This window comes from Pleurocapsa sp. PCC 7319 (genome assembly GCF_000332195.1).
Classification (GTDB): domain Bacteria; phylum Cyanobacteriota; class Cyanobacteriia; order Cyanobacteriales; family Xenococcaceae; genus Waterburya.
Window position 1 is genome coordinate 4,273,376 of record NZ_KB235922.1, and the last position, 12,603, is coordinate 4,285,978.

Below are 12,603 nucleotides of genomic sequence, written 5' to 3' on the forward strand. Positions count from 1 at the left end.
GCTCTGGTTTTAACTGTCTTAATAATAAAAAATTGCTAAAATAAAAACATCTGAAAAACGTCTTGGATTTAGTATCAACGAAATAGATATTTAGCTTCTAACTTTCGCTTAATAGTTGAATATTTTCCCAAGACTAAAGTTAGAGTCACAATTATTGTGCGTGTAAATCACTCCTCAATGTCAAAACAAAAAGCGATCGCTGTGGTACTGGTAACAGCGATCGCCTTAATTGAATTGGAAAAGAGAGGTGATCGCTAGTGCGATCGCCTTAAAAGACAGTATGAAGAAATATGATTAACTTTTCTTGCTTCAAGAAACAGCTATTTTATTCTGTCTAAACCCTTTATTTTTGCTCTATTAAGCTATACGCTCAATAGAGGTAATCGCATCATCATTAGCACCAAGATTATAGCCTCCTGGTGCTAAAACACCTGTATCACCCTCTCCGACATTAGTATAGAACCGCCATGTACCCTCGTTAACTACGATTGATGAAACGGTATCGTTAAAAGTAGTTTCGTTACCATTGGAATCCAAACCAATATTAATCACCTCACCTATATCCGCACCACTTACACCCAATCTCTGTCCTGTTGCGTCAGGATCCTTGTATAACAATATTTCTCCTTCAGCAAGACTGTCAAAAGAAAAATTGGCACCACCACTATAATTAGCAGCAGTCTCAGGTGTAATATCTTGCACGAAGTTAATGTTATATAGTCGATTGGACTGATTGTTAATCTTAGACATTATTTTCTCCTAATAATTTGAGTTAGTTCTAGTTATTTACCTGGCAAAATTAATAGTGACAATTAGTAATTAACTGATAAATATTGCTCTGGTTTTAACTGTCTTAATAATAAAAAATTGCTAAAATAAAAACATCTGAAAAACGTCTTGGATTTAGTATCAACGAAATAGATATTCAGCTTCTAACTTTCGCTTAATAGTTGAATATTTTCCCAAGACTAAAGTTAGAGTCACAATTATTGTGCGTGTAAATCATTCCTCAATGTCAAAACAAAAAGCGATCGCTGTGGTACTGGTAACAGCGATCGCCTTAATTTAATTAGCTTGTTAGTTCAAAATTTGGTTCAACTAGCTTATGGCTTGTAAAGAAGAGATTTCCATTGCTAAATCGCCAGCACTTGTAGTCGTAAATGGTCCTACCTCAATGTAGTCTCCCTCAAAATTGGGATCTTCGTAGAATCTCCAAGTCTGACCATTTTCAACAGTAATAGATTGGGTCAAGTTGTCAAAATCGAAATCACTTAAATCTTCTATTTTTTCATTAGTTTTAAGGCTAACTCCTCCTCGACCTGGTTCAGAAAATAAAGTCACATCGGCAAGACCATTAACTGTACTTCCTCCAGAATAGGCTTCAGCAGCTTCAGAAGTAATATCTTGAAATAATTCGATGTTATGGAGAGATTTGGTCTGATTGTTGATTTTATGCATTGTTTTGCTCCTAATAATTTTTTAGTTGATTCTAGTTATTAACTCGGCAAAATTTAGAGAAATAACTATTTGTTTACTGATAAATTTTGCTTTGTTTTTAACTATCTTGATAATAAAAAAAAGCTAGAAGAAAAACATCTGAAAAAAGTCTCAAATCTCCCCTCAACTAAATGCATATTAAGCCTCTAACTTTCGCTTATAAGTTGGAAATATTTCCCTAAGACTAAAGTCAGAGTCACAATTATTGTGCGTGTAAATCACTCCTCAATGTCAAAACAAAAAGCGATCGCTGTGGTACTGGTAACAGCGATCGCCTTAATTTAATTAGCTTGTTAGTTCAAAATTTGGTTCAATTAGTTTATGGCTTGTAAAGAAGAGATTTGCATTGCTAAATCGCCAGCACTTGTAGTCGTAAATGGTCCTACTTCAATGTAGTCTCCCTGAAAATCGGGATCTTCGTAGAATCTCCAAGTCTGACCATTTTCAATAGTAATAGATTGGGTCAAGTTGTCAAATTTGATCGCGAGTATAAAAGAATAGATATTCTAGTCTTAAATTGAACTAAGGGAGAAAAAACACGGTGGCAAAACTATCTCACAATCAAAAGTCATTCAACTCTGATAACAAGTTATTCGATGAGCAGTGGATAACTTATCAGAAGCTTCTAGATAATAATTACATGGGACATCAAGAAATTTATAGAATTGTACATCAGTTTTTAGGCGATCGCTACAATAAGCCTTTTAATCTGCTCGATCTTGGCTGTGGAGATGCTAGTTTCGCTGCTAAAGCTTTATTAAATACTCCCATAAATTTTTACTTGGGCATAGATTTGTCTGAATCTGCTTTGGAAATTGCCCGCGACAACATGGCTAAACTCCCAGGTAAAAAACGTTTCAGCCAAGGAAATCTGTTTGAATCAATTTTTCAATTAGAGCAATCTCAAGACAATAGCTTTGATGTCATCCTTGCTTCTTTTTCCCTCCATCATCTAACTCTTTCACAAAAAGAACGTTTTATCGCTCAGCTTCCTCATCTTTTAAAAACTGATGGAATTTTTCTGCTGATAGATATAGTCAGACTTCCAGAGGAAAACAGGGAGGAATATATTAAACGTTATTTAAATAATGTCCGTCAAGATTGGACTTTACTGACTACTCAAGAATTTTTGAGAATAGAAAAGCATATAAAATCCAGCGATTTTCCTGAAACCCAAGAAACCTTATACTCTTTCGCTAGAAAATACGGCTTTGCTCGTATCGATCGACTTTATCAAGATCCGTTGGAGACAACTCAATGTTTATGTTTTTATCGATAATATTCTCGAATTTATTCTTTTTCTCTCAGTAAATATTTTTGGACTTTACCAGTAGCCGTCTTAGGTAAATCTCTAAATTCTACAGCTTTAGGACATTTGAACTGAGCTAAGTTTTGACGGCAAAAAGAGATGATTTCAGCTTCAGTAACTGGGGTATCTGGCTTAGGGGTAACAAAAGCTTTAGGTACTTCTCCCCTTATAGCATCAGGAATAGCAATCACTGCTACCTCTAGCACTGCGGAATGTTGATAAATTACTCGTTCAATTTCAATAGTGGAGATATTAACCCCACTACTAATAATAATATCCTTAGCGCGATCGCGCAATTCAATATAACCGTCAGGATAAACAACTGCCAAATCACCACTATGAAACCAACCACCACGAAAAGCAAATTCTGTAGCTTCGGGGTCATTAAAATAGCCTTTCATGACGTTATTACCCCGCATTACTACTTCTCCCATAGTTTCCCTATCGGCAGGTACATCTTGCATCTGTGAATCTACTACGCGCATTTCGGTGGCGTGGATATAGGGAACTCCTTGTCTAGCTTTGAGTAGAGCCTTTTCTGTACTTGGTAGATTATCCCAAGATTGTTGCCACTCACAGACGCTATGAGGACCATAGGTTTCGGTTAAACCATAGACATGGATAATCTCTACGCCTAATTCTTCGCTGGCTTGAATAATAGTGGGTGAAGGGGGTGCGCCTGCGGTGGCGACTCTCAAAGTCTGAGTAAGTTTTAGTTGCTTAATTGCAGGATCGTTAACCAGCATAATCAAAATTGTCGGCGAACCACAAAAATGAGTAACTTTTTCCTGCATCAATAAAGAAATAACAGTTTTAGGATAAAACTTGCGGAGCAAAACCTGAGTTCCTCCCGCTGCCACCACCGCCCAAGTAAAACACCATCCATTACAATGAAACATGGGTAGCGTCCATAAATAAACACTGCGGTTGTCCATGCCCACTGTTAATACTTCACCCAAAGCATTGAGATAAGCTCCACGATGAGTATACATCACTCCTTTGGGTTGACCGCTAGTCCCGCTAGTGTAGTTAATAGAAATTAGCTCATTTTCGTCTGCTAATTTGAGTTCTACTGTTTCAGTTGTACCTGTAGCTAAGAAACTTTCATAGCCAGATGATAATTCAGAATTATCTGTAGAACTATCGACAATCTCAATAATCTCCTCTACAGTTGTTAGCTGCTCTTTTACTTCTGTTATTAAATGAGTCAATTCCTTATCGACAAAGACAATACGCACTCCAGCATCATTAAGGATATAACAAATATCCTGAGCAGATAGTCGAATATTAATCGCCACTAAGACACCACCCGCAAGGGGAACACCAAAATGAGCTTCTGCCATCGGTGGTATGTTGGGACATAAAAAAGCTACGCGATCGCCTGATTGTAAACCCCATTTTTGTAAAGCACTAGCGAGTTGATTAACCCGTGCTGCAAATTGGGCATAAGTCCAGCGTTGCTGACGATAAACTAGAGCATCTTTGTCAGGAAAAACTTGGGCAGTTCGGACTAAAAAACTTAGAGGAGTAAGATGGCTGTAATTAATTTGATTTGTAGACATAAGCTTTATTGTTTTCTAATCTACTGTTTTTCTTTATCCTTTTGATGATTTCTAGCTTTCTAGCTGCCAGGAAACCTGCCAGGAATATAAATACTTTGACCTGGAAAAATTAGCTGGGGATTAATTCTAGGATTGGCTGCTACTAAAAGATCTACACTCACCCCATATTTTTGGGCAATGAGCCATAAGGTTTCACCTGGTTGAACAACATGATACCTTCCGTTATTAGATGACATTGTTTTTCTCCTTTGATGGTACGTAATTAAAATTGATAGTTTCTGTGCATGGGAGCTCGCTTTTAAAACCTGACTTGGCAAAAAACAAGAAAATTAGCAGGAAAACCTAATCGTAAGCCTATCCTCGTATGAAAAATAGTTACAATGTTTCAATTTGAGGTCGCTACGAATGTTCGACCATCGCTGGTGCGCTCCGCGCAATCGCTGACTCGATTGAGCTAGACCACAAAATCCGTTAGAACCAGGGATAGTTTAGATATATTTCCTGAAGACTTAAGTTGGGGTTCGATGTATGGTGATGAAATTATTCCTCAATATCAGACAAAAAGGCGATCTCTACCAGATCACAAGCGATCGCCTTAATCAAATTTACTTGAATGAGGTGAGAAAGGCTATACGATTGGCTGTGCGAGACCGTCAGCCTCACTACGATAAGATGTGATTTCATCGTTGAAACCTGTCGGAAGAAGATCTTGAATGAACTCTCCAGGTTCCAAAGTGAAACGTTCGCCGGTATAATCAGCACCTGTATAGAAAGCCCATCGTACATCAGTGTCATTATAAACTGCGGAAATCTGATCGTTAAACAATACCCCGTCCTGTTGATCGCTTACACTTAGGTTTTGAGAACCATCAAATTTTGCTTGTCCAGCGAAATTGGCTCCAGTGGTAACAACAATACCACCAGAAATAGTGGCAGCAGTTTCTGGGGTAATATCTTGGAACAATTCGATACTGGAAAGAGAAAGAGACTGATGATTAATTTTAGACATTGTTTTACTCCTAATGATTTTTGAGTTGATTCTAGTTATTTACTCGGCAAAATTCAGAGAAATAACTATTTATTTACTAATTGATTTTGCTTTGTTTTTTAACTATCTTGATAATAAAAAATGGCCAGGAGAAAAACATCTGAAAAAAGTCTCGAATCTTCCTTCAACTAAATGCATATTAAGCCTCTAACTTTCGCTTATTAATTGGAGATATTTTCCTAAGACTAAAGTTAGAGTCTCGTATATAAGCAAGTTGTAAGTTGAATATTTGTATTATGTCTTTCGTATGTTCTCCGCACCAGGGGAAAACTTCAGGTATTTTTTCAGGTGTGTGGTACGTCAATCAGGGTGAACGAAAAAAGGTGTGGAGTTAAATAATAGAGACGCTTTAAGTAACGAGTAAAAAGTAACGAGTAACGGCAATTAAAATTTTGGCCACCGTAAATTTCGCTCACCCCGCCAATCACTTTTCAATGAAACATAAAAAAGCGATCGCTGTTGAAATGGCAAGAGCGATCGCCTTAATTCGAGTTTAATATTAGTATTTTCGTAATACTTAGGAGAAATTCGGCCACATTTTGTAGTATTTTAATTCTGAGAGGCATTTTGTAGACAATTCACAAATTACCTCCTGGCTTCCCTTCATTCTTCTTCGTGAACATAAGATAAATGAGGTGAAAAAGTTACATCAGTTGCTGTTAGGGAGCTAACGGTTCACTCCGATAAGATGTGATTGTATTGTCGTAGATTGTCCCGTGAAGATTGACAGCTTGCCCAGGTTGCACCATCAAACTCTGACCAGTATAATTAGCCTCTGCATAGAAAGCCCATGGTTGTTCGGTACCGTTATAAATTACGGAAGTCTGATCGTCAATTGACATCCCTTCCTGTTGATCGCTGACCGCTAAATCAGCAACACCATCACCCATTCTTACTTGCCCAGTGAGATTAGGTTCAGTGAAAAGGTATACTCCAGCAGGAAGAGCACCACCAGAATAGGTTTCAGCAGTTTCTGGGGTAATGTCTTGAATAAATTCGATACTGGAAAGAGATTGGGGCTGATTATTAATTTTAGACATTGTTTTACTCCTAATGATTTTTGAGTTGATTCTAGTTATTTACTCGGCAAAATTCAGAGAAATAACTATTTATTTACTAATTGATTTTGCTTTGTTTTTTAACTATCTTGATAATAAAAAATGGCCAGGAGAAAAACATCTGAAAAAAGTCTCGAATCTTCCTTCAACTAAATGCATATTAAGCCTCTAACTTTCGCTTATTAATTGGAGATATTTTCCTAAGACTAAAGTTAGAGTCTCGTATATAAGCAAGTTGTAAGTTGAATATTTGTATTATGTCTTTCGTATGTTCTTCGCACCAGGGGAAAACTTCAGGTATTTTTTCAGGTGTGTGGTACGTCAATCAGGGTGAACGAAAAAAGGTGTGGAGTTAAATAATAGAGACGCTTTAAGTAACGAGTAAAAAGTAACGAGTAACGGCAATTAAAATTTTGGCCACCGTAAATTTCGCTCACCCCGCCAATCGCTTTTCAATGAAACACAAAAAAGCGATCGCTGTTGAAATGGCAAGAGCGATCGCCTTAATTCGAGTTTAATATTAGTATTTTCGTAATACTTAGGAGAAATTCGGCCACTTTTTGTAGTTATCAAAAAGCTTTAAGCTCTAAGCTTTAGGCTCTAAGCTCTTAAATTGACTACCTGCGTAGCAACTTTAAACTTGTAGCTTGTGGGTTCAAGACCCCTTCCAAACGCAGTTTGGTGGTCTACAATCAGGCGAGGTCTAAAACCTTGTCTGATTGGCTTATAGCTTATGGCTTACAGCTTATAGCTGGGGCGAAGCCCTTTTATTTTAATTCTGAGAGGCATTTTGTAGACAATTCACAAATTACCTCCTGGCTTCCCTTCATTCTTCTTCGTGAACATAAGATAAATGAGGTGAAAAAGTTACATCAGTTGCTGTTAGGGAGCTAACGGTTCACTCCGATAAGATGTGATTGTATTGTCGTAGATTGTCCCGTGAAGATTGACAGCTTGCCCAGGTTGCACCATCAAACTCTGACCAGTATAATTAGCCTCTGCATAGAAAGCCCATGGTTGTTCGGTACCGTTATAAATTACGGAAGTCTGATCGTCAATTGACATCCCTTCCTGTTGATCGCTGACCGCTAAATCAGCAACACCATCACCCATTCTTACTTGCCCAGTGAGATTAGGTTCAGTGAAAAGGTATACTCCAGCAGGAAGAGCACCACCAGAATAGGTTTCAGCAGTTTCTGGGGTAATGTCTTGAATAAATTCGATACTGGAAAGAGATTGGGGCTGATTATTAATTTTAGACATTGTTTTACTCCTAATGATTTTTGAGTTGATTCTAGTTATTTACTCGGCAAAATTCAGAGAAATAACTATTTATTTACTAATTGATTTTGCTTTGTTTTTTAACTATCTTGATAATAAAAAACGGCCAGGAGAAAAACATCTGAAAAAAGTCTCGAATCTTCCTTCAACTAAATGCATATTAAGCCTCTAACTTTCGCTTATTAATTGGAGATATTTTCCTAAGACTAAAGTTAGAGTCTCGTATATAAGCAAGTTGTAAGTTGAATATTTGTATTATGTCTTTCGTATGTTCTTCGCACCAGGGGAAAACTTCAGGTATTTTTTCAGGTGTATAGCACGTCAATCACTTTTCAATGAAACACAAAAAAGCGATCGCTGTTGAAATGGCAAGAGCGATCGCCTTAATTTAAAAGGAAAGGATGCTAAAAATCACTTTCCTTGTAAGAATTAACTATTCATTTTGCAGATTAACGTGAGTTCGACGAAGTGGAAAAAGCTTAAATATTTCGCAACTTTCTAATTTCTAGATCTCTAAAGTCCTGATTATTTCGTTAAGAACAACATAACTCCGAATTCCGAATTCCGAACTCACGTAGATTATCTAATTTTGCCCCTTTACGTTGAAACAAGAGCAGATATACTTATTTCCCAGATACTTTTTCAGCTCGATAAATAATCTTCTACCTTCCATGTAAAAAATTTTCTCCAATTCTCGGTCTGGAAACCCAGAAGAACTTGGATCTTCTAAGTTTAGGGTATTGTTATATGAGTCTGACCATGAATGAAGAGCGATTTTCAACTCATTAGGTATATCAAGCTCGTCTGGATCGATATTTTTTAGACCTTTTTCATCCATTATCCACAACGGATAGCATTCGTAGTCAGGCATCAATTTCAAAACTTTTTTCATCTGAAATTATTAGAGATCGTTTCATTGATGAAAAGGAAGATTTAGACATTTAAAATCATGAGCTTTCCTCACAATTACATCCTCCGAAAAGAAAACAAAATTGAGTAACTTAATGCCGCTTATATTTTGTAATCTTAATCATTCCTCAACACCTTTAGAATCTCTTCCTCCTTATAATTTTCTAAATTTACTTATTGAGTTAGGTTGCAAAGTATTATTGGTAGATTCCATCAACAACACTATCTTGTATTCCTTAGTTTGATTTATTTCTTCTAAATCAAATTCATTTAAGTTAATCTTAAAGATTCAACTAAGGAAAAACATCTGAAAAACGTCTTGTATTTAGCATCAACTAAATAGATATTAATCTTATAACTTTCGTTTATTAGTTGAAGATATTTCCCTAAGACTAAAGTTAGAGTCACAATTATTGTGTGTGTATATCACTCCTCAATATCCAAACTGAAAAGAGAACGCTAAAAAATAATTATTCTGAAAGTTGTGAGTTTAATATTAGTATTATGTCTTTCGTTTGTTCTCTACACCAGGGGAAAAATTAAGGTATTTTTTCAGGTGTATGTTACGCCAATCGCTTTTCAAGGCAAAACAAAAAGGCGATCGCTGTTGGAATGGAAAGAGCGATCGCCTTAACTAAATTAGCTGGTTAGTTTTGCCCATTTTCTCAACTTTAACTGGTTTTAAAAATGAGCAATTAGAGCCAAAACTATCGGTTCAAACCTGAATTTACGACCAATTGCTATGATTTTGGAATCCAGACAGAAACTGAACCTGCTTGACAACGAAAATCTGCCCAACCTTCATCATTAGTAGTAATTGGTTCAGTGATATGTTCTGTTAGATCGATATAAGTTTGGTTGGGTTGACCTACTTCCATCTATTTAGTTCCATCTCCGCCATTACTTAAAACTATTGCCATTCCTCCTGAATGCTCTTCATTACCCAGTCTTGTCCAACCAATAGTGGAAATAAATTATATTTCACGGTTAAATGAAAAAAATCACTTATATTAATGTGATTCTATGATTTCATCTATCAGATTCTTACGTAATCCATTTCGCTTCTTACTAATTACCGAATGGGTAATGCTTGCCAGTTGTGGCTTTTTGGTATTGGTAGAGGTTTGGCAGGGTCATACAATTCCCGAAGAACCTATCTCAGTTTTATTTCTTCTGGAACATATCTCAGTTTTATTTCTTCTAGGTTTGATGGGTTTAGCTTTACCCAGTGGAAACCAATTCATTAAAGTTATTTATACAGCGATCGAAATTAGCTTGATTTTTTACGGGACAGTATTTGGCTATCTCCATATCTTGCCAACGATATATCTGATTGTGGTTATGCGCAGCTGTTTCCTGTTTAAATCCTTAGGACGCTCGATAGTTGCTGGATTAGTATTTATTTTGTTTCTTGGCGATCAGTATAAATATTTTGTAGAATTCATGCCAGATGTTCCAGTCAAACAAGTTCACTTTGGAATGCATATTGTGGCTGAAACCCTCGTATTTGGTTTAGGAGTCTTTTTTGTCTTGCAGTTAACCAACAAAGTGCTAACCGAACGCCAGATGAAACAGAAGCTGGGTCAGGCTAATGAACAATTGAGGGCATATGCTCAAAAAGTTGAAGAATTAACAACTGTGCAAGAAAGAAACCGTATTGCTCGCGACATTCACGATTCTTTAGGTCATGCTTTAATTAGTTTGAATATTCAAATGCAAACAGCTGTTAAGCTGTGGAAAAAAGAACCCGTAGAGGCTTATTCTTTTCTAACTCAGGCTCAATCGTTAGGTAAAACGGCGATGCAAGAGGTACGAAAATCTATTAGCACTCTAAGGGAAGATATTAGAGAAGAACGACCTCTAGAAGCCAGGATCGAGAGTTTGGTAGATGATTATAGTAAGGGAACTGGATTATCGATCTGTACTAACATTTGTCGCTGCGATTCTGTTCCCGAAGCAGTAGCTAAAGCAATTTATCGCATCGTTCAAGAATCTCTAACTAATATCTTTAAATATGCCGAAGCCACAAAAGTACACATCCAGCTAAAAACCACCCCGGAAGAATTTAACTTAAGCGTAGAAGACAATGGCAAAGGTTTCAACCCTAGGCAAAACTCCTCTGGTTTTGGACTTCGAGGTATGCAAGAGCGTGTAACGGCGGTAAGCGGAGAATTGCAGGTTATCACCTCCCCTGGAAATGGCTGTCGCATCGAGGTCAAAATTCCTAATGCAAAGTCTTCTCCACCTATTACTCTAACAAGTTTGAATTGAGGGGTAAATTTTTGGACTCCGAATTAACCTATAACCTATAACTCCGAATGTTGAATTAGGTGCATTTACTTGGTCATTACAGAGATTGAATAAGAGTGATCGCTTTTACTGAGCTTATTTTGGCTTTCATAGGTGCAATCTCGATCAGGAGATTATGATAAAGAGAGAAAAATCAAGCAAATATAGATTATCTAGGCTTGATTGTCGTCAAAAGTAAGAAGTACAAATTAACTTTTAGGCTGGGAAGTCCCACGCTATACTCCCAAGAATGCAGGAGTTAGCGTTGGGATAAAAAGCCTGTAAGCCTTGCGAACAAATAGTCTATCATTTGCTACTAGTTATGATAAACTATCTAAATGATTCTAAACTATCGTTATCGCATATACCCAGATACACAGCAAATCGAACTACTCAATGAGTGGTTAGAAACGCTGCGCGTCAGCTATAACTATGCGTTGCGAGAGCTAAAAGACTGGATTGCTTCTAGAAAGTGTCAGATCGATAGATGTAGTTTGGAATCACAATACATTATGGCTGCGGATTATCCGTTCCCTAGTTACCATCAACAGCAAAACAACTTACCCAAGGCAAAAAAGAAATTTCCTCGGCTAAAAGCTGTGCAATCTCAAGCTTTACAAACTAACTTGAAACGGCTGCATGATAGCTGGGATTCTTTCAGAAAGAGGGGATATGGTTTTCCGAGATTCAAAAAGTACGGACAAATGAAGTCCATGCTGTTTCCTCAATTCAAGACTAATCCATTGAGTGATTGGCAAATTCAACTGCCCAAAATAGGAAAAGTCAGAATCAACTTGCATCGACCGATACCTGAAGGATTTGTAATCAAGCAAATCAGAGTAGTCAAAAAAGCAGTAGGTTGGTTTGCGGTGATAGCTATTCAATCGGATTTGAAGCTTCCTAGTCCAGTGCCTCATGGTCATGCAATAGGTGTAGATGTCGGTTTGCTCTCTTATGTAGCAACATCGGACGGATACACAGAGGATAGACCTAAGTTTTTCAAGACAGCCTACAGTCGGCTGAAAGTGCTACAAAAGCGTCTGTCAAGAAAGATGAAGCGAGGCAAGAATTACGAGAAAGCAAGAATCAGGGTAGCCAAACAACATAATCACATAGCGTTCAAGCGTACAGACTATCAATTCAAATTAGCCCACAAACTTTGTGATCTGGCAGATACAATCTATGTTGAAGATTGCGACTTCCGCATCATGGCAAAAGGAATGTTGGGCAAACATACTATCGATGCTAGCTTTGGAAAGCAACGAGACATACTAGAATACGTAGCTCGAAAGCGAGATGTGTTTGTAGGAAGGGTTGACCATCGTGGGACAAGTCAAATTTGCCCTAACTGTCGTTCAAAAGTAAGAAAAGATTTGAGCGTTAGGATAAGCGACTGTCAAGAATGTGGTTATGTTGTAGATAGAGATATAGCCTCTGGGCAAGAGATTTGTAACAGAGGACAAGAAACGTATCGGGGGACTCCCGAAAAGCAAGAAATTGGCTCTCAAGTCGTACTGTCGGAGAACTTTGTTCTAAATAAGTGGCGCAACTCAACTTCGGTTGTTAGGGGAGCAAGATCCATTAGCGATAATGGAAGCCCACACTGTAATAATTTTAAAGCCAAAGCGATCAAATAATTCAGTGTTGGGA

The 12,603-nt window shown here is 37.4% G+C and carries 13 protein-coding genes and 1 pseudogene; 4 read left to right on the forward strand and 10 right to left on the reverse strand.

The genetic code is table 11. The features are described 5' to 3' along the window. Positions 1-357: 357 nt before the first annotated feature. The 3 genes from PLEUR7319_RS0123485 to PLEUR7319_RS40880 form a co-directional block, all read right to left on the reverse strand. Positions 358-750, reverse strand: a complete 393-nt coding sequence (locus PLEUR7319_RS0123485) for a beta/gamma crystallin-related protein (protein WP_019507678.1) — start codon at positions 748-750, stop codon at positions 358-360. Positions 751-1,098: 348 nt separating this feature from the next. Then, positions 1,099-1,458 (reverse strand): beta/gamma crystallin-related protein, encoded by a 360-nt coding sequence (locus PLEUR7319_RS0123490; RefSeq protein WP_019507676.1) that lies wholly within the window; start codon positions 1,456-1,458, stop codon positions 1,099-1,101. 353 nt (positions 1,459-1,811) lie between these two features. Further along, positions 1,812-1,964: a hypothetical protein gene (locus PLEUR7319_RS40880; protein ID WP_019507679.1), complete on the reverse strand. Its 153-nt coding sequence runs from the start codon at positions 1,962-1,964 to the stop codon at positions 1,812-1,814. A gap of 74 nt (positions 1,965-2,038) precedes the next feature. Here PLEUR7319_RS40880 and PLEUR7319_RS0123500 point away from each other — a divergent pair, with 74 nt between their 5' ends. Then, entirely contained in the window at positions 2,039-2,776 is a 738-nt protein-coding gene (locus PLEUR7319_RS0123500) for a class I SAM-dependent methyltransferase (RefSeq protein WP_026102733.1), read from the forward strand. A gap of 11 nt (positions 2,777-2,787) precedes the next feature. Here PLEUR7319_RS0123500 and PLEUR7319_RS0123505 read toward each other — a convergent pair whose 3' ends face one another. From PLEUR7319_RS0123505 to PLEUR7319_RS0123530, 6 genes are all read right to left on the reverse strand, one after another. Continuing rightward, entirely contained in the window at positions 2,788-4,368 is a 1,581-nt protein-coding gene (locus tag PLEUR7319_RS0123505) for an acyl--CoA ligase family protein (protein ID WP_019507681.1), read from the reverse strand. A gap of 59 nt (positions 4,369-4,427) precedes the next feature. Then, on the reverse strand, positions 4,428-4,604 hold the full coding sequence (locus PLEUR7319_RS39625) for a LysM domain-containing protein (RefSeq protein ID WP_019507682.1): 177 nt from the start codon (positions 4,602-4,604) through the stop codon (positions 4,428-4,430). 392 nt (positions 4,605-4,996) lie between these two features. Next, complete coding sequence (locus tag PLEUR7319_RS0123515) at positions 4,997-5,377, reverse strand: peptidase inhibitor family I36 protein (RefSeq protein WP_019507683.1); 381 nt, start codon at positions 5,375-5,377, stop codon at positions 4,997-4,999. Positions 5,378-6,075: 698 nt separating this feature from the next. Continuing rightward, the gene (locus PLEUR7319_RS0123520) at positions 6,076-6,456 is read right to left on the reverse strand and encodes a peptidase inhibitor family I36 protein (RefSeq protein ID WP_019507684.1); all 381 of its coding nucleotides are present in this window, start codon (positions 6,454-6,456) and stop codon (positions 6,076-6,078) included. 900 nt (positions 6,457-7,356) lie between these two features. Continuing rightward, entirely contained in the window at positions 7,357-7,737 is a 381-nt protein-coding gene (locus PLEUR7319_RS0123525; protein ID WP_019507684.1) for a peptidase inhibitor family I36 protein, read from the reverse strand. A 601-nt stretch (positions 7,738-8,338) separates the two neighbouring features. After that, a complete protein-coding gene (locus PLEUR7319_RS0123530; protein ID WP_144054365.1) occupies positions 8,339-8,626 on the reverse strand; it encodes a hypothetical protein in 288 nt (95 codons plus the stop codon). A gap of 522 nt (positions 8,627-9,148) precedes the next feature. Here PLEUR7319_RS0123530 and PLEUR7319_RS41430 point away from each other — a divergent pair. Next, a complete protein-coding gene (locus PLEUR7319_RS41430; protein ID WP_158441873.1) occupies positions 9,149-9,298 on the forward strand; it encodes a hypothetical protein in 150 nt (49 codons plus the stop codon). A 106-nt stretch (positions 9,299-9,404) separates the two neighbouring features. Here the strand turns inward: PLEUR7319_RS41430 and PLEUR7319_RS43635 are convergent. Beyond that, positions 9,405-9,632 (reverse strand): annotated as a pseudogene (locus PLEUR7319_RS43635) (alpha-amylase); the annotation flags it as partial. A gap of 55 nt (positions 9,633-9,687) precedes the next feature. Here PLEUR7319_RS43635 and PLEUR7319_RS36485 point away from each other — a divergent pair. Beyond that, entirely contained in the window at positions 9,688-10,935 is a 1,248-nt protein-coding gene (locus PLEUR7319_RS36485; protein WP_019507687.1) for a sensor histidine kinase, read from the forward strand. A gap of 356 nt (positions 10,936-11,291) precedes the next feature. After that, on the forward strand, positions 11,292-12,590 hold the full coding sequence (locus PLEUR7319_RS0123545; RefSeq protein WP_019507688.1) for an RNA-guided endonuclease TnpB family protein: 1,299 nt from the start codon (positions 11,292-11,294) through the stop codon (positions 12,588-12,590). Positions 12,591-12,603 lie beyond the last annotated feature (13 nt).

Excerpts from the sequence above, each read along its gene's own strand:
- PLEUR7319_RS0123530 (WP_144054365.1), bottom strand. The coding sequence starts at position 8,626 with ATGCCTGACTACGAATGCTATCCGTTGTGGATAATGGATGAAAAAGGT.
- PLEUR7319_RS0123520 (WP_019507684.1), bottom strand. The coding sequence starts at position 6,456 with ATGTCTAAAATTAATAATCAGCCCCAATCTCTTTCCAGTATCGAATTT.
- PLEUR7319_RS0123485 (WP_019507678.1), bottom strand. The coding sequence starts at position 750 with ATGTCTAAGATTAACAATCAGTCCAATCGACTATATAACATTAACTTC.
- PLEUR7319_RS0123490 (WP_019507676.1), bottom strand. The coding sequence starts at position 1,458 with ATGCATAAAATCAACAATCAGACCAAATCTCTCCATAACATCGAATTA.
- PLEUR7319_RS0123505 (WP_019507681.1), bottom strand. The coding sequence starts at position 4,368 with ATGTCTACAAATCAAATTAATTACAGCCATCTTACTCCTCTAAGTTTT.
- PLEUR7319_RS0123515 (WP_019507683.1), bottom strand. The coding sequence starts at position 5,377 with ATGTCTAAAATTAATCATCAGTCTCTTTCTCTTTCCAGTATCGAATTG.
- PLEUR7319_RS39625 (WP_019507682.1), bottom strand. The coding sequence starts at position 4,604 with ATGTCATCTAATAACGGAAGGTATCATGTTGTTCAACCAGGTGAAACC.
- PLEUR7319_RS0123545 (WP_019507688.1), top strand. The coding sequence starts at position 11,292 with ATGATTCTAAACTATCGTTATCGCATATACCCAGATACACAGCAAATC.
- PLEUR7319_RS36485 (WP_019507687.1), top strand. The coding sequence starts at position 9,688 with ATGATTTCATCTATCAGATTCTTACGTAATCCATTTCGCTTCTTACTA.
- PLEUR7319_RS0123525 (WP_019507684.1), bottom strand. The coding sequence starts at position 7,737 with ATGTCTAAAATTAATAATCAGCCCCAATCTCTTTCCAGTATCGAATTT.